Source organism: Bacteroidales bacterium (genome assembly GCA_035647615.1).
GTDB lineage: Bacteria > Bacteroidota > Bacteroidia > Bacteroidales > 4484-276 > SABY01.
The window spans coordinates 215,550-232,491 of the sequence record DASRND010000032.1; the positions used below are offsets into that span (position 1 = coordinate 215,550).

The following is a 16,942-nucleotide window of genomic DNA, read 5'->3' on the forward strand; positions in this document are numbered from 1 at the left end:
TGTCATTTGAGATTTATCATATCCCCTATCTTTGCCCAAAAAATCAGATGAGCGTGCAGGATCATTTACAAAAAATTGCCGCAATGTACCAAAGCTGGTCGGGCGAAGAAGCCACGGCCATCGCTCCATTGTCCGCCTCCGGGTCGTACCGGCAGTATTATCGGCTAAGCAGCAAAACAGCTCAGGCGGTTGGTGCTTTTTTCGATAGCCCCGAGGAGAACAAAGCTTTCATCAATTTGTCGAGGCAGTTTCACAAGGCCGGTCTCAACGTGCCCGAAATTTATGCTGTTGCCGACGACCAGCTTTCATATCTGCTGCAGGATCTTGGCGATACCACGCTGTTCGACATTGTCAGCGCGCACAAGCAAAAAAACGGCTTTGACGAGGAGTTGATACAAATCTTCCGGCAGATTATCGACCAACTAATCAGGTTTCAAATTATCGCCGGACGCGACCTGGATTATTCTGCATGTTATCCTTCAGCCGATTTCGACACGCAGGCCTACATGTGGGATTTGAATTATTTCAAATACAATTTCCTGAAGCTGGCGCAGATTCCTTACAACGAATACCATCTGGAGGAAGATTTCCGCAAGCTGGTTCAATTGCTGCTTTCGGTGGAGAGTTCTTATTTTGTCTATCGCGACTTCCAAACGCGCAACATTATGATGCACGAGGGGCAGCTTTATTTTATCGACTATCAGGGCGGCCGGCGCGGGCCTGTGCATTACGATCTGGTTTCGTTGCTTTTTCAGGCAAGGGTTGGCATGCCCGCTGCGGTGCGCGAACAACTCATCGATTATTATATCGCTGAAGCTGAAAAAGTGGCTCCGCGTAGCGTGAAAGATTTCAGGCAGCATTTTTATAAATTTGTTCTTATCAGAATTTTACAAACACTCGGAGCTTACGGTTTCAGGGGTTTGTACGAAAAAAAACAGCATTTTATCGACAGCATTCCGCTGGCCATCAACAACGTAAAATGGCTGATGGATAACAACAAAATTCCCGCTCAGCTCAGCGAACTTATTAATTGCCTGCGGGTGATCATCAGTCGCGAAGACCTGCGCGCTGCCGAAGCGCCCGGATTGCTGGTGTCCATCAACAGTTTTTCCTACAAGCGCGGAATCCCTCCGGATACTTCCGGCAATGGTGGTGGTTTTGTGTTCGATTGCCGCGCACTGCCCAACCCGGGTCGGGAAGCAAAATATCGCCAGCTTACCGGAAAAGACAAAGAGGTAAGCGATTATTTGGAAAAGAGTCCGGAGGTGGCGAAGTTTCTTAATCTTGCCGTGGACATGGTCGATTTAGCAATTCAAAATTATACCTTTCGTAAATTTAGTCACCTGCAGGTTAATTTCGGTTGCACCGGAGGACAGCATCGTTCGGTGTATTGCGCCGAAAAACTGGCGAAGCAATTACAGTCGAATACTCAGATACGCATCGCCCTGCGCCATCTTGAACAAGAATAAGCCGGGTCGCGTTTTATTGTTTTTATAATTATAAAATGTAACTGTTTAGCACATGGCATTTAATACACAAATTTTAGCTAAAAGGTTTTATTTTAAAAATGCTCACCTCACCCCTCAGTCCCCTAAAGGGGAAGCCAGCCCACACACTATAGATTGTTGCGTTGGCAACTCCCCCTTTAGGGGGTCGGGGGGTGCGCGATGGTTTTTCTGAATCTATAGAATCTATCATTTAATGTAAGTTTTCGTACATCAAATACATAAATAATTACTCTAAAATCATGGCAAAGACACGCTACAAAAAAGATAAGTTCCACCAGGTCGACACCGACCGTTTTAAATGCAATCGCTGTGCGCAAACGGCTAACGACAAGGAGAAAATCTGCAAACCTACCAAGCAAGAAGTTGCAATTCTTTTCTAAAAAAAACCTCTGCGATGAAGGCAATGATATTTGCTGCCGGCCTGGGTACACGGCTCGGCTCTTTTACTCAAAACACACCCAAAGCGCTCGTGGAAGTGGCGGGCAAACCTGTGTTGGCGTATGTTGTCGAACGTCTTAAGCGCGCCGGAGTTACCAGCATCATCATCAATCTGCATCATTTTGCTGATAAAGTAAAAGCCTATGTAGCTGCCGAAAACGATTTTGGTATTGAAATACATTTCTCCGACGAAACCGCTCAATTGCTCGACACCGGCGGCGGACTGCTGAGAGCACGATGGTTTTTCGACGACGGGCAGCCTTTCGTGGTTCACAATGTGGATGTGCTTTCCAATGTAGATATTCGGGCGATGTTACAACATCACGTCGCTAGCCAAGCTCTTGCCACACTTTTTGTTCAGAACCGTAAAAGCACGCGGTATCTTCTTTTTGATAAATCGATGCAGCTTCGGGGCCGCCACGATACCCGGAACAACGAAATTACACGCACCGACGATGGGCGCCAGCTTTTGCATCCATTGGCTTTTAATGGTATCCATATTATTGATCCTGCTATTTTTGATCTTTTCGCGCAAAGCGGTGCCTTTTCTATCATCAAAACTTATCTCTCCCTTTCCGGGCAGCACACTATCAAAGGATTCCATGACGATGAGGCGCACTATCTCGACATCGGAAAACCGGACACCCTTCAGGCTGCACAGCAGTTCATCGATGTGCTTAGCGGAAAACGAAAAGAGTAAACCACGGAGTCACGGAGACACAGAGGAAAGGAAAGAAGATGAGTAAAATGTTATTCTCTGTGCCTTGGTGACTCTGTGGCGAAAAAAAACACTACGCATAAATACTTACCCTGCTGCTACAACTTTAATACACTAAAAAGTAGTTCAAAACGGGTTTCATAACGAACCGATGGCCTGTACCTTTGCCGGCAAACAAGGAGGGTAATATGTATAAAAGTATTCGCTGCAGCCGGCATATCGCGCTGCTTTTTATGTTGTCGGCTATTATTGCTGCGTCCTGTGGCAGCCGCAACAATCAAAATCAAACTGGTGACGCTTCCGATTTGCGGGGCACTATTTCCATCTCCGGAGCTTTTGCATTGTATCCTATCACGGTGCGGTGGGCTGAGGAATATCGCAAGGTGCATCCTGATGTGCGCATAGATATCAGCGCCGGTGGGGCAGGCAAAGGTATGGCCGACGCGATGTCAGGGATGGTCGATCTGGGGATGTTCTCGCGCGGACTTAACGTAGCCGAAGTAAAACAAGGTGTGTGGTGGGTTGCCGTGACCAAAGATGCTGTGCTGCCGGTGGTTAATAAAAAGAATCCGATGTTGAACACACTGATGGATCGCGGAATGTCGAAAGCTGATTTCGCGAAAATCTATCTGACGAATAATCTTGAAAGTTGGAATGAGCTTTTGTCGGTTACCGGCGAAGTTTCTGCGCTGCATGTTTACACCCGCTCCGATGCTTGTGGCGCCGCACAGATGTGGGCCGAATTTGTGGGCACCAACCAGGAAGACCTCAATGGGATTGGCGTTTTTGGCGATCCCGGTATTGCCGATGCTGTAAAAAACGACCCGATGGGCATCGGCTACAACAACATGGTGTATGTGTACGATATCAATACACGCCAAAAATATGAAGGGCTTGAAGTAATTCCCATCGACCTCAACGGCGACGGCATCATCAGTGATGAGGAAGATTTTTATGAGGATCTCGATGGCGTGATAGAGGCCATCAGCGACGGGCGCTATCCTTCGCCGCCGGCCCGTCCGCTCTATTTTGTCGCAGCACACCGTCCCGACGATCCCCTGGTTACCAGTTTCCTGGAATGGATTCTCACCAGTGGACAGCAATTTGTTGGCGAGGCCGGATACGTGCAGTTATCGCAGGCAACCATCGACGAGCAACTTCAAAAGCTGCACGGTGAATAAAACTCTGCAGCGGGTAAGGCACATCAGGCCGGGACGTTTGCTTCAGGATAAGCTTCACGGTTTTTGGATGCGTTTGACATTGGCGTTGGTAATGTTGCTGCCGGTAGTGCTTTTTGCCGGTATGTACTACAAGTCGTCGATGCTGCTGGAAAAGAATAGTCTTTTTGAATTAATATTTTCGGGCGAATGGAAGCCCATGTCGGGCAAGTTTGGATTTTATCCATTTATCATCAGTTCGCTGTGGGTTACTGTGGTGGCGCTGCTCCTGGCGGCGCCGGTTTGTTTGCTCACCACCATTCACATCACGCAATATGCCCGCCACTGGGTGCTGCGACTGATGCATCCGGTGATAGATATCCTTGCGGGAATCCCTTCGGTAATTTATGGCGTCTTCGGCATTCTGGTGGTGGTGCCCGCCATTTCTGATTATATTGGGCCTGCTTTTGGCAAAGATATTTCCGGCTATTCCATTCTGGCCGGCGCCATGGTGCTGGCCATCATGATTATTCCTTTTATTCTGAATATTTTAATAGAGATTTTTAAAAATATTCCCGATGAGCTTGCAGAAGCCTCTTTGGCATTGGGCGCCACAAAATGGCAAACCATCAAATTGGTGCTGATGAAAAAAGCACTTCCCGGCATAGTGGCCGCTTTTGGTCTGGGAATGTCGCGCGCTTTTGGCGAAACCATCGCTGTGCTAATGGTTGTGGGTAACGTAACGCGAGTTCCGACGGGCGTCTTTCAGCCGGGATATCCGTTGCCGGCGCTTATCGCAAATAACTATGGCGAGATGCTCTCCATCCCGCTTTACGATTCCGCCCTGATGCTGGCGGCGCTCATTCTGTTTGTGGTTGTGTTGCTCTTCAATTTTGCCGCAAGGCTTATCATCATTCAAAGCGAAAAACAGGTAGCATGAAGTTGAAACTAAAAAATACAGAAGAGGGCTTTTTCAGGGTGCTGATGTTTTTTTCCACCGTCATCATTGTGGTTACACTGTTGCTGATCATTGTTAGCGTTTTGTACAAAGGCTTGCCGGCCCTGAGTTGGGAGATGGTGAGCAAGGTGCCTGAGGGTGGATTTTATTTTGGCCGCGAGGGCGGCATCCTCAACGCCATTGTCGGATCGTTGTATCTGGCCGGTGGCGCCACTTTGTTAGCTGTGGTCATCGGGCTTCCGCTTGCTTTGTATATCAATGTTCATCTGGTTTGCCACAAGCGGCTGGTCAATGTCATCCGTTTCACGCTCGATTTGTTGTGGGGCATTCCATCGATTGTTTATGGCGCGTTTGGCTTTGCCCTCATGAGTTATTTTGGCATCCGGGTTTCTTTGCTCGCGGGGATTATCACAGTTACCTTGTTCATCATTCCCATCATGGTACGTTCGATGGACGAGGCGCTTAAAGTTGTCCCACGCGGACTTCTCGAAAGCAGTCTTTCGTTGGGTTCTACCCGTGCCGAAACGGCTTACCGTGTGTTTTTCAGACAATGTTTGCCGGGACTTTCCACGGCTGTGCTGCTGTCGTTTGGGCGCGCCATTGGCGATGCCGCCTCCATTCTTTTTACAGCCGGTTTCACCGATTATATCCCTACCTCCTTGTTCCAGCCCACCGCCACGTTGCCATTAGCAATATTTTTTCAGCTTAGTTCGCCCATTCCGCAAGTGCAGGAACGGGCGTACGCCTCGGCGGTGGTGCTGGTTTTTATCATCCTAGTCGTCAGCATTCTGGCGCGTATACTGAGCAATCGTTACCAAAAACACAAAATCAATTTTTAAAAATATGGATGGGATAAAAATATCGATAGAAAATCTAAACCTTAGTTTCGGTAAGCAGCACGTGCTGAAAAATATCAATGCCCAAATCCCGACCAATAAAATCACGGTAATCATGGGGCCTTCGGGATGCGGCAAAACCACTTTGATGAAAAGTCTGAACCGCCTCACCGATCTCAACCCGGAGGCACACGTCAGCGGTTCAATCTTTATAGAAGGCGAAGATATTTTGCAAACCAAAGACGACATTACGTTGATCCGTAAAAAGATGGGTTTGCTGGCGCAGCGTCCCTATCCGCTGCCGATGAACATCTACAACAACATAGCTTACGGCTTGCGCATCAGCGGGCGGCGCAAGAAAAAAATTCTGGACCGGCGCGTAGAACATTATCTGCGGCAGGTTAGTTTGTGGGAAGAGGTGAAGGATCGCCTGAAAGAGCCGGCAGGTCGGTTGTCGATCGGGCAGCAGCAGCGCCTTTGTCTGGCGCGCGGACTGGCGGTTGGCCCTGAAATTATCCTTGCCGACGAGCCTACCTCGGCGCTCGACCCCATCTCCAGCCAGGCCATCGAAGCACAATTCAGCATCCTCAAAAAGAATTATACCATCGTTTTGGTAACGCACATTCTGCGGCAAGCCCGTCGTCTGGCCGACCATGTGATATTTATGTACCTCGGAGAAGTTATCGAGCAGGGATCAGCCGCCCAGGTCTTCGAAAACCCGCAACAGGAAATGACCAAATCCTATTTGAAAGGGATGTTTTACTAAGTCAGCAGAAGGTAGTCGGCAGCCGGTGGCGAAAGGGATGCCTGCCCTACAAGGGATGGCAACCCTGATTATTTTAGCGTAAAGCACCGAATTTCCTACGCCACGCTCTATGCGCCCTATTATGAAATTTAGAATCATTCCAAATGAAATTGTTTTAATTTAGCCGCGCAATTTAATTAACAAGGCAAATGAGGAATCCTGCCATCACATTGGCTAACGACTCCCACCGCAGAAATCCAGCGGTGAGGGTGAGTTTTGAGAAATATCATGGACACAGCTTTCGACTAAATCTGCAAAAGATACACCTATCCACCCAATCTGGCTTTGTAACTGTAACTTTTGGACGTACTAATGAAGAGATAAACGTGACTTTAAATTTACACAGTGATTACAGAGATCACTCAAAATATGAAGTTGTAAATACATAAACAAATAAATCAAAATATGAATAGAATTTTAGTTATCTCAATAATTTCTTTATTGATGTTCTCATGCTCTAAAGAACAAAGTAAGGAGGTAAGAGAATTAAATATTTTCGTGAAGTCTATTGATTCTATTCATGCAATTGGTCCTCCAGAAGATCCTAGATTTTGTCTGTATCCTAACCCGTTCACGGATCAAATTAGCCTTAGATTTATGGCTGATAGCGCCCAAATATTGATTATTAATACTAATGGAGATATGAAAAAATTTACTATTTATGGTTGTGGGGCGATGTTAGATTTTTACAATGAAAAGCCAGGTGTATATTATTGTGAGGCATTGATCAATAAAAAAGTATTTAGAACATATTTAATAAAATCGCGGTAATGAAAAAATTGGTTATCAAGTTGGTTTTTCTTTTTCCTTTATTTTTTCCAGTTTCAATTAATGCTCAAAAATTTGATTATGGCGTTTTTGTTGGAGGTAACCTGAATTTTCTTTCCGCCAGGAGCAATTATGAGATTAAGAATGATCTTAAGTTTAAACCTGGATTCTCTTATAATCTTGGAGGAAATGTAACGACGAGAATCAAGATGATTAATTTGTCAGTATCAATAGAGTATTCCAGAATTAGAAATACGTACAATCAATCTTTCTGGCGTATTGATGGTAGCCCTATATTAGAGTCAAAGGCATGTATAACTAATCATTACATTGAAGTGAGTGGATTAGGTACTATGGAGATAGTAAGAGGTTTAAATGTTGGCGTCGGTTTATCTGGGAATTATTTATTGAAGTCTTCTATGAAGCTTAATGCTGCTATTAATTCCGCGGGTCAGGAAATGGAGAATGATTTAATTAGCCACACTTACCGGAAGATTAAGTTTTCAATTCCTGTAATTATTGAATATGAAATAAAAAAAATAAGGTTTTTTACAAGATTTAATATAGGTGTGATGAATAGGTTAAATGGTGATAGTTTTGTAAAGGAAATCGAAAATCCGCTTGTTTTCGGCATTGGATTTAGATTGAATAAATAGAGACTACTGAAAAACTTGAGACATTCAAAAATTTGTTTAAGCAGCTAGACCTTTCATAATTGGATCCTTATGCAATTATTTGGTTGTAGAAATAATACTAACATCGAATCAAGTATGCCTTGCGGTGGTTACAGTAGTTGAGCTAATAAATGAAACTTACAAAAACTTGCCTGTCGTAAATCTACCTGAATGTTAAGAAGTCCTTAGCTCAACTACTCCCTACATTACCGCTTCACATCCCCCCTTCCCCGAATCTTAACATCATGAATCAAATCGCTGGTTGTAATTACAACCGTGGGGAAATCGATCACCAGCCGAGGACTTCCAATCACTCCGGGCATTAAAATCGTGTGCTGCTGGATGGTGGCTACGTCGAGACTGTCGATGGTTTGGTCGGCGTTGGTAGCCATAAAATAAGAAAATCGATGTTGCCCCGTTTGGGTCTAAATTTTGAAATTTCTTTCGACATATTAATTCCAGCAATCTGGCTTCGACAATCTGGCTTCGACAGGCTGGCTTCGACAAGCTCAGCCACCACAGCCACCGCATCCACTTTTAGACCCGCACCTCGCAACCCGCACCTCGTAACCCTCAACCCAAAAACCTACCTTCTCATCATATTTTCTATCACCACGGAAGAGGATCCTCCGCCGCCATTGCAGAGGCCGGCCACGCCGTAGCGGGCGTTGTGCTGTTGCAGTATGTTTACGAGCGTCACCAGGATGCGTGCGCCGGTAGCTCCCAGCGGGTGCCCCAGCGAAACACCGCTGCCCCAGATGTTGACTTTGTTTTTGTCTAATTTCAAATCGCCCATCACTGCCAGCGAAACTACGGCAAAGGCTTCGTTGATTTCAAAAAAATCGATATCCGACAGTTGCAGTCCGGATTTTGTGATGGCTTTCGGGATGGCAATGGAAGGAGCTGTTGTGAACCACTCGGGTGCCTGTGCGGCGTCGGCATATCCTATTATGCGTGCCAGCGGCTTTAGTCCGAGCGCGTCGGCTTTTTCTTTACTCATCAGCACCAGTGCTGCGGCGCCATCGTTGATGGTGGAGGCGTTGGCGGCGGTCACGGTTCCGTCTTTGACGAAGACGGGCCGCAGCTCCGGGATTTTATCAAAATTTACATTTCTGAACTCCTCGTCTTCTTCTATCAGTTGCGTGCCTTTGCGCGTTTTCACTTCCACCGGAACAATCTCATCGGCGAAATATCCTGCCTCGGTAGCTTTGGCAGAGCGGCGGTACGATTCTATCGAAAGTTCGTCCTGCTGCTGGCGCGTTATGTTGCGTTCTTTGGCGGTATTTTCGGCGGCGTTGCCCATGTGGTAATCGTTGTACACATCCCACAGGCCATCTTTTATCAGTCCATCGGTGAGTTTGCCATGTCCCAGCTTCATGCCTTTGCGCACGGCATCGATGTAATGCGGCACGTTGGTCATGCTCTCCATGCCGCCGGCCACCACCACGTCGTTGTCGCCAAGCAAAATGGATTGTGCTGCGAGCATCACCGACTTTAGGCCGGAGGAGCAAACTTTATTTACGGTGGTGCAGGGAACTGTGTTGGGCAGGCCAGCAAACAAAGCTGCCTGGCGTGCGGGAGCCTGACCCAGATTGGCCGACAAAACGTTGCCCATAAATACTTCATCCACCTGGTCGGCTTCGATGCCCGCTTTGGCTACTGCGCCTTGTATTACCGTGGAGCCCAGTTGCGTAGCGGAGATTGTTGACAATGCTCCTGCAAAGCTTCCTATTGGCGTTCTTACTGCCGAAATGATGTAAACTTCTTTCATCGTGTATCGTTTTTTTAAAACTAAAACCTATTCATTCCCAATTGTTTGGCTACAGCCAAAAAAGAAAAAGATCAATGATTTTCATCGTCCTCTTTGGTTTTCTCTTTGTAAACATAGTTGATCTGCAATGGTTCAGCAGGCGGTTTGGGTGCCTTGACAGGGGGTTTGTTCCAATAGGCCTCCGGATCGTTTTCGTCGATGCTTTCAAGTTCGGGATCGTCTTCCCATTTGTATTGCGCTGGCTGGGGACCCTGATTTTTATAAAATACTGCCATTACTACGCCGGCGATAAGTCCCATCAGGTGCGATTCCCATGAGATGTTTTTCTCGGGGAACATTTCCGGGAAGATGCCCCACACCATGCTTCCATAAAGAAAAGCTACCAGAAAAGTGATGGCGAGTGTCCGCCCGTCGCGGCGAAAAATGCCACTGAAAAACAGGAACGACGCCAGCCCGTACACCACGCCGCTGGCACCGATGTGGTAAGCATCGCGCCCCCAAAACCAAACCCAGATGCCGGTGATGATCCATACAAGAACAAATACGCGCACCGCCACCGGACGATAAACATAAAACAGCAGCGAGCCCAGCACCCAGAGCGGGATGCTGTTGGCAAAAAGATGTGCGGTGCTGCCATGGATGAATGGCGCTGTGATGATTCCGATAAGACCTTTGGCCTGCAGCGGAAAAATTCCGAGCTGTCCCAGATGCTGACCACTGATGGCCTCGAAGCCTTTTATGAGCCACATAATGAGGACAAGAAGGGTAGGGTAGAGAAAGCTTTCGGCAAATCGTGTGCGATCGTGTAATTTCATGGCTACTAAACAAGCAATCAAAAAAAGTGTTAATGCCAAAAGGCACAAAATATTTCTAACCGGCCTCCCGTTAGGTCGGTACTCATTAATTAACAGGCTAAAAAAACAGAAAAATGATCCATTCTTTCAGGCAATTCCCAATAAAGATATTTCGATTTGCAATTGTAGCAGTAATTTTTGTATTGCTATCGGCTCCTCGTATTCAGGCACAATCCGACGAACAGCGCGAAGGCATTCAAAAATTTGGCACTGCCTTGCAGATTATCAACTTTGCCTATGTCGACAGCGTCGATTCGCCCGACCTGGTGGCTTCTGCCATCAAGCAGATGCTCAAAGAGCTTGACCCACATTCGGCATACATTTCCAAAGAAGATGTGGAGCGCGTCAACGAGCCGCTCGAAGGAAGCTTTGACGGCATCGGGGTGACCTTTCAGCTTTTTAACGATACCATTCTTGTGGTGTCGCCGGTACCTGGAGGGCCGTCCGACAAACTGGGCATCTTTGGTGGCGACAAGATTGTTAAAATTGATGGAATTAGCGCTGTAGGCGAAAAAATTAACAACGAATATGTGATGGAGCGTCTGCGCGGAAAAAAAGGCACCACGGTTTCTGTTTCGATAAAACGTGCAGGCAAAAAAGAGTTGATCGATTTCGACATCGTGCGAGATAAAATACCGCTCAACAGCATCGACGCTACCTATATGGCAGCTCCGGAGATAGGTTACATAAAGCTTACACGTTTTTCCAAGACCTCTATGGATGAGTTTCGCGAAAGCTTGCAAGAGCTGCGGCAGGAAGGCATGCAGGATCTTATCCTCGACCTGCGCAGTAACTCCGGTGGCTACCTCAATATTGCCGTTGAGCTTAGCGATGAGTTTCTGCCGGACGACAAGCTGATCGTTTACACAGAAGGTCTGCGTCAACCGCGCGAAAATTTCTATTCTACCTCCACTGGTTCATTTGATAATGATGGGCGCGTAATCGTCCTTATCAACGAAGCTTCGGCCTCTGCCAGCGAAATTGTGTCAGGAGCCATCCAGGACTGGGATCGCGGGCTGGTGCTTGGCCGTCGTTCTTTTGGAAAAGGCCTCGTGCAGCGTCCGTTTCGTCTGCCCGACGGAGCGTTGATACGGCTTACCACCGCACGCTATCACACGCCTACCGGTCGTTGCATCCAAAAGCCTTACGATGAAGGTGTGGAAGAATATTTTAAAGATTTCAAAAACCGGCTGGAACATGGCGAGCTGGTGAGTGCCGACAGCATTCATTTTCCCGATTCACTCCAATATCTTACCCCTGCCGGGCGCACGGTTTATGGCGGCGGCGGCATCATGCCCGATATTTTTATCCCCATCGACTCCACACGATTCTCTGATTATTACGTCGATCTGGTGCGGAAATTGGTTTTTAATACCTTCACCATGGACTACCTTGATAAAAACCGCACCGAAATCTTGATGCAATTTCCTACGCTGGAGGCCTTTAAAAACGGTTTTGTTGTGGACGAAGTGATGTATTCCGATTTTAAAGCAAAAGCTGCCGAAGCCAAGGTGGAGCGTGGCGCTGACGAAAAGTATTATTATCCCGATGAACACTTGAAACTGCAGATAAAAGCTTTGCTGGCGCGCAACCTCTGGGACGCCGAAGCCTATTTTGTAGTGATCAACGCCATCGACGCCGAACTTAGCGCTGCCGTAGATTTGCTGCAAAACAAAAAGCAGTTTTCGGAATTGCAGGGAAAGTGAGAACCTGGAGCAAATTCCAAAAGACAAAACTCAAATTCCAAATAAATTCCAAATTCCATAGTGCTGTGACAGTTTGAATATTGAAAAATTGGTTATTGAGATTTATTTGTTCTTTGTTTTTTGGCTTTTGTAATTTATTTCAAAATGAAATCCATAGCTGCCGCTGATGTGTGTTCTCCACCGCTTCCGCCGAAAAACCATATCTTTGGCCGTTTTTAATATTAAAAAATAGATTTTTATAAAATGAAACTCCTGGAAAATAAAAAGGCGCTGATAACCGGCGCTGCACGTGGCATAGGTAAATCCATTGCCATAGCTTACGCAAAAAATGGTGCCGATGTAATCGTTACGGATCTTAAAATCGACGACGACGCCAACGCCCTTGTCGAAGAGCTGAAAAGTTACGGCGTGCAAGCCAAAGCCTACGCCTCTGATGCAAGTAATTTCGCTGCCTGCGAAGAGCTGGTAAAAGAGGTACTGAAGGATTTTGGAAGAGTTGATATTCTGGTCAACAATGCTGGCATCACCCGCGACAAGTTGCTGATGCGCATGACCGAAGACGACTGGGATCTGGTGCTGAAAGTGAATCTGAAATCAGTTTTTAATATGACCAAAGCGCTCCATCGCAGCATGCTTTCGCAGCGCAGTGGCGCCATCATCAATATGAGCTCTGTGGTAGGATTGTCGGGCAACGCCGGCCAAAGCAATTACTCGGCCAGCAAAGCCGGTTTGATAGGATTTACCAAATCTACCGCCAAGGAGTTTGGCGCGCGCGGCATCCGCTGCAACGCCGTTGCTCCGGGATTTATCGAAACGGCCATGACCGACCAGCTCAGCGAACAGGATAAAAACGATTGGCTCAAAAATATCCCGCTGCGTCGCGCCGGCACTGCTGAAGACGTGGCCGGCATATGCATTTTCCTCGCATCCGACCTGGCAGCTTACGTTACCGGACAGGTAATAAGTGTCGACGGCGGCATGCACATGTAATCATTTTTAAATCTTTTTTTTAAGGAGGTAAGCCTTGCGTGTGGTAACCGAATATTCCGGTTGGTTTTTTATTTTGTGCGTCGTCCTCGCACTGGCGTATGCTGGTATTTTATACTATCGAAATCCACGTGAGGAATTTTCGACAGTGCTTACACGATGGCTCGCTGCATTCCGGTTTCTGGCCATCGTCCTGCTTGCCTTTTTGCTCCTCTCGCCTTTGCTCAAAACCGTTTTTCGCACCAGCGAGAAGCCCGTTATCATTTTTGCTCAGGACAATACCGCATCGCTGACCATTGGCACCGATACCACCTTTTATCGACAACAGTACCCGAAGATGGCTGCTTCACTTATCGACGATCTTAAGGGTGAATATGAAGTAAAAACTTTCGCTTTCGCTGATAAAGTAACCGAGGAAGCTGCTTACGATTATGGCGGCATGCAAACCGACCTGTCGGCGCTCATCGATGATTTGCTGGTGCGTTTTGCCAATCGCAATGTTGGGGCGCTCATCCTGGCCACCGACGGAATTTACAACCACGGCATCAACCCGTTGTACAACACGTCGCGCATCAAATTCCCTGTTTATACCGTGGCGCTTGGCGATACTTCGGTACACCGCGATCTTTTGGTAAACAAAGTAAACTTCAACAGAATAGCTTTCAAAGGCAACACTTTCCCCATCGAGGTGCTTGCCGAGGCACACATGCTGGCCGGAACCAGGAGCACCCTTACGGTAACCCGGGCGGGCGTCACCTTGTTTTCGAAAGCCATAGAGATAACCTCCGACGATTTTTTTGAGACAATCAAATTGCAGCTTGAAGCTAATGAAGCGGGTTTGCAGCGTTACAGCATTCGTTTGGCACCGGTCAAAGATGAGATTACCACCCTCAACAACAGCCAGGATATTTTTATAGATGTGCTCGACGCCCGCCAGAAGATTTTGATACTGGTCGCTGCTCCCCATCCCGACATTGCTGCTTTGCGTTCGGCCATCGAAAGTAATTACAACTACGAAGTGGATGTGAAGATGGCTGCCGAATTTGATGGCGTGGTGCAGGGGTACAATCTTGTGGTGATGCATCAATTGCCTTCCGCAACGCTGCCGGTAGAAAATGTGATAAAAAATGCCGCTAATTCCAAACTTCCGTTGTTGTATGTGCTGGGAGTGTCGACGGACATCAACCGGTTGAACGGCCTTGACGCCGGCTTGCGCATCACCGCCAATCAGGTAAATTTTAACGAGGCGGTGCCGGTGCTAAATCCCGATTTTGTGTTGTTCAATCTGAGCGACGATACGCGGAAAGCCATTGCCGACTGGCCGCCGCTGGTTGCGCCTTTCGGCGACTATCGGTTGCTGACATCTGCGTCGGTACTTTTCTATCAGAAAATTGGAAGCCTGACCACGGAGTTGCCGTTGGTGGTTTTTAATCAAAACCTTGAAACAAAAACGGGTATTATTGCGGGCGAAGGCCTTTGGAAATGGAGGCTGCACAATTATTTAAAAAACAGCAACCATCAGGCGTATGATGAAGTGGTGACGCGGATGATCCAGTATCTGGCCGTGAAGGTGAACAAGAGCTTTTTTGATGTGGCCGGTGCTAATAATTTTGTGGAAAACGAGCCGGTGATACTCACCGCCGAGGTATACAACCAAAGCTACGAGCCCATCAACGAGCCGGAGGTTGAAATCACTATCAGCAACAGCGATGGCGACACTTATCCTTTTGTTTTTGGTAAAACTGCCCGCGCCTACCAGCTCAATGCCGGCGCCCTTCCGGTGGATAATTACACCTGGGAAGCCAAAGTGCATGTGGGCGACAAAGTTTTTACCGACCGCGGTGCCTTCAGCATTTCGCCGCTCAACATCGAAACCATCAACACACGCGCCGATCACAACCTGCTGTTTCAGTTGGCCGAAAAAACCAACGGCCGGATGATTTATCCTGACTCCCTGCCGCAGCTTGCCGACGAGTTGCGCAAGCGCGCTGATATTACCACCATCACCTACAGCACCCGCCAGTACACAGAGCTGGTAAATCTGCCCTGGATTTTGATTTTGATCATCACGCTTCTTTCGGTCGAGTGGCTGCTGAGAAAAAGGAATGGGTCGTATTGATAATAGTTGGCCAGGGGAATAAAATTTTCGAAGAATCAAATCACAAATATATTCCAAGTTCCAAATGTCAAATACGTGCTCCTGTTTTGGGTTTTTAATTTTTTGAAATTGGATATTACTTTTATTTTAAAACTGTGCCTTTAGGCACAAAATACGGGTAGAACAATGATGATGCGACAATGCCGTCCCGTACGGGACGGAATATCAGGACGAGTCCTTATGTCTACCCACATAACATTCCTACGGGATTTTAAGAAGTATTTGAGCGTAAATAAACTACCCACTTTAATGACCATTCTTTGTTTGGATTTTGCTCTCTGTAATTTGGGAATTTTAATCAAATCCTGATTCTTAAAAAAAAAGACACAAAATAAATGATTACACCCACACTTGTTTTCACCATCATCCTGGTCATCGTCATTGCCGATTTCGCCTTTGAACGCTTGCTCGATTACCTCAACACTACCCGTTGGAGCGATGTGCTTCCTGATGAACTATGCGGCATTTATGATGAAAACGCCTATCAAAAGTCGCAGCAGTATCAGCGTGTCAATCATCGGTTTGGAATGATTACTTCCACGGTGAGCTTCGCGGCGCTGCTGGCCATGCTTTGGTGGGGCGGCTTTGCCTGGCTCGACACCTGGCTGCGGCACTTTACCGAAAACCCGATTTGGCTGGCGCTCCTGTTTTTCGGTGTGCTTTCCCTTGCATCCTCCATCATCTCGCTGCCTTTCAGTATTTACGACACCTTTGTGATCGAAGCCCGATTTGGTTTTAATAAAACCACACCACGTACTTTTGTCCTCGATTTGCTCAAAGGAGCATTGTTGGGAGCCGTGGTAGGCGGTGGACTTTTGGCGCTTATTATCTGGATTTATCTGATGAGCGGCTCCTGGTTTTGGCTGATTGCGTGGGGTGTGGTGGTAGTTTTCAGCATTTTTATGACGCTGTTTTATTCCAATCTCATCGTTCCTTTATTTAATAAACAAACTCCTCTTGCAGAAGGTGAGCTGCGCGATGCCATCGAGAAGTTTGCAGCACGCACAGGGTTTCATCTAAAAAACATTTATGTTATCGATGGTTCGCGCCGCAGCACCAAAGCCAACGCTTATTTTACCGGGCTTGGCGCAAAAAAGCGCATCGTGCTCTACGACTCGCTTATCGAAAAACATACTACCGACGAGCTGGTGGCGGTACTTGCGCACGAGATCGGTCATTACAAAAAGAAACATACCCTGCTTGGTCTGCTGCTGGGCATTGTGCAAACGGGCATCACCTTTTTTCTTTTGTCGTTGTTTCTCGGTGAACCCTTTCTCACTCAGGCGTTGGGTGTCGAAACCCACAGCTTCCACATTGCTGTGCTTGCTTTTGGGCTTATTTATGCGCCTGTTTCGCTGTTGACGGGTATTGTGATGAACATCATCTCTCGCCGAAACGAATACGCTGCCGACCGTTTTGCAGCGGTTCATTTTTCGGCAGCACCACTCATGACGGCGCTTAAGCACCTTTCCGCCGATAATCTGAGCAACCTGCGCCCACATCCTGCTGTGGTGTTTGTGCATTATTCACACCCGCCCCTGCTGCAGCGGTTGGCGGCGCTGAAATCAGTTAATTGTTAATCGTTAATTGTTTGCCTGGATCAC

The 16,942-nt window shown here is 47.2% G+C and carries 16 protein-coding genes; 13 read left to right on the forward strand and 3 right to left on the reverse strand.

What is annotated here, in order from left to right; genetic code table 11:
• Positions 1-53 precede the first annotated feature (53 nt).
• The 9 genes from VFC92_10815 (at position 54) to VFC92_10855 (ending at position 7,844) form a co-directional block, all read left to right on the forward strand.
• Positions 54-1,469: an RNase adapter RapZ gene (locus VFC92_10815; GenBank protein ID HZK08680.1), complete on the forward strand. Its 1,416-nt coding sequence runs from the start codon at positions 54-56 to the stop codon at positions 1,467-1,469.
• 278 nt (positions 1,470-1,747) lie between these two features.
• Positions 1,748-1,888, forward strand: a complete 141-nt coding sequence (locus VFC92_10820; protein ID HZK08681.1) for a hypothetical protein — start codon at positions 1,748-1,750, stop codon at positions 1,886-1,888.
• A gap of 14 nt (positions 1,889-1,902) precedes the next feature.
• On the forward strand, positions 1,903-2,646 hold the full coding sequence (locus VFC92_10825; GenBank protein ID HZK08682.1) for a nucleotidyltransferase family protein: 744 nt from the start codon (positions 1,903-1,905) through the stop codon (positions 2,644-2,646).
• A 206-nt stretch (positions 2,647-2,852) separates the two neighbouring features.
• Entirely contained in the window at positions 2,853-3,845 is a 993-nt protein-coding gene (locus VFC92_10830; GenBank protein HZK08683.1) for a PstS family phosphate ABC transporter substrate-binding protein, read from the forward strand.
• A complete protein-coding gene (gene pstC / locus VFC92_10835; GenBank protein ID HZK08684.1) occupies positions 3,838-4,761 on the forward strand; it encodes a phosphate ABC transporter permease subunit PstC in 924 nt (307 codons plus the stop codon). Before VFC92_10830 ends, pstC begins: the two co-directional genes overlap by 8 nt.
• Complete coding sequence (gene pstA / locus VFC92_10840) at positions 4,758-5,618, forward strand: phosphate ABC transporter permease PstA (protein ID HZK08685.1); 861 nt, start codon at positions 4,758-4,760, stop codon at positions 5,616-5,618. Before pstC ends, pstA begins: the two co-directional genes overlap by 4 nt.
• Before the next feature lie 4 nt (positions 5,619-5,622).
• Positions 5,623-6,381, forward strand: a complete 759-nt coding sequence (locus VFC92_10845) for a phosphate ABC transporter ATP-binding protein (protein ID HZK08686.1) — start codon at positions 5,623-5,625, stop codon at positions 6,379-6,381.
• A gap of 444 nt (positions 6,382-6,825) precedes the next feature.
• A complete protein-coding gene (locus tag VFC92_10850; protein HZK08687.1) occupies positions 6,826-7,191 on the forward strand; it encodes a hypothetical protein in 366 nt (121 codons plus the stop codon).
• Positions 7,191-7,844 (forward strand): outer membrane beta-barrel protein, encoded by a 654-nt coding sequence (locus tag VFC92_10855; GenBank protein ID HZK08688.1) that lies wholly within the window; start codon positions 7,191-7,193, stop codon positions 7,842-7,844. Before VFC92_10850 ends, VFC92_10855 begins: the two co-directional genes overlap by 1 nt.
• 224 nt (positions 7,845-8,068) lie before the next feature.
• Here VFC92_10855 and VFC92_10860 read toward each other — a convergent pair whose 3' ends face one another.
• The 3 genes from VFC92_10860 to VFC92_10870 all read right to left on the reverse strand — a co-directional run bounded on the left by VFC92_10860 (position 8,069) and on the right by VFC92_10870 (position 10,448).
• Positions 8,069-8,254, reverse strand: a complete 186-nt coding sequence (locus VFC92_10860) for a hypothetical protein (GenBank protein ID HZK08689.1) — start codon at positions 8,252-8,254, stop codon at positions 8,069-8,071.
• Between the two features lie 194 nt (positions 8,255-8,448).
• The gene (locus VFC92_10865; protein ID HZK08690.1) at positions 8,449-9,633 is read right to left on the reverse strand and encodes an acetyl-CoA C-acyltransferase; all 1,185 of its coding nucleotides are present in this window, start codon (positions 9,631-9,633) and stop codon (positions 8,449-8,451) included.
• 71 nt (positions 9,634-9,704) lie between these two features.
• Positions 9,705-10,448, reverse strand: coding sequence for a rhomboid family intramembrane serine protease (locus tag VFC92_10870; GenBank protein ID HZK08691.1), 744 nt, complete (start codon positions 10,446-10,448; stop codon positions 9,705-9,707).
• Positions 10,449-10,561: 113 nt separating this feature from the next.
• Here VFC92_10870 and VFC92_10875 point away from each other — a divergent pair, with 113 nt between their 5' ends.
• The 4 genes from VFC92_10875 (at position 10,562) to VFC92_10890 (ending at position 16,918) form a co-directional block, all read left to right on the forward strand.
• Complete coding sequence (locus VFC92_10875) at positions 10,562-12,193, forward strand: S41 family peptidase (GenBank protein ID HZK08692.1); 1,632 nt, start codon at positions 10,562-10,564, stop codon at positions 12,191-12,193.
• A gap of 243 nt (positions 12,194-12,436) precedes the next feature.
• Positions 12,437-13,183 carry a 3-oxoacyl-[acyl-carrier-protein] reductase gene (gene fabG, locus VFC92_10880; protein HZK08693.1) on the forward strand — a complete coding sequence of 249 codons (747 nt, stop codon included), beginning with the start codon at positions 12,437-12,439 and terminating at the stop codon, positions 13,181-13,183.
• A gap of 34 nt (positions 13,184-13,217) precedes the next feature.
• Positions 13,218-15,299, forward strand: coding sequence for a hypothetical protein (locus VFC92_10885; protein HZK08694.1), 2,082 nt, complete (start codon positions 13,218-13,220; stop codon positions 15,297-15,299).
• 374 nt (positions 15,300-15,673) lie between these two features.
• Positions 15,674-16,918, forward strand: coding sequence for a M48 family metallopeptidase (locus VFC92_10890; GenBank protein HZK08695.1), 1,245 nt, complete (start codon positions 15,674-15,676; stop codon positions 16,916-16,918).
• Positions 16,919-16,942: the final 24 nt, after the last annotated feature.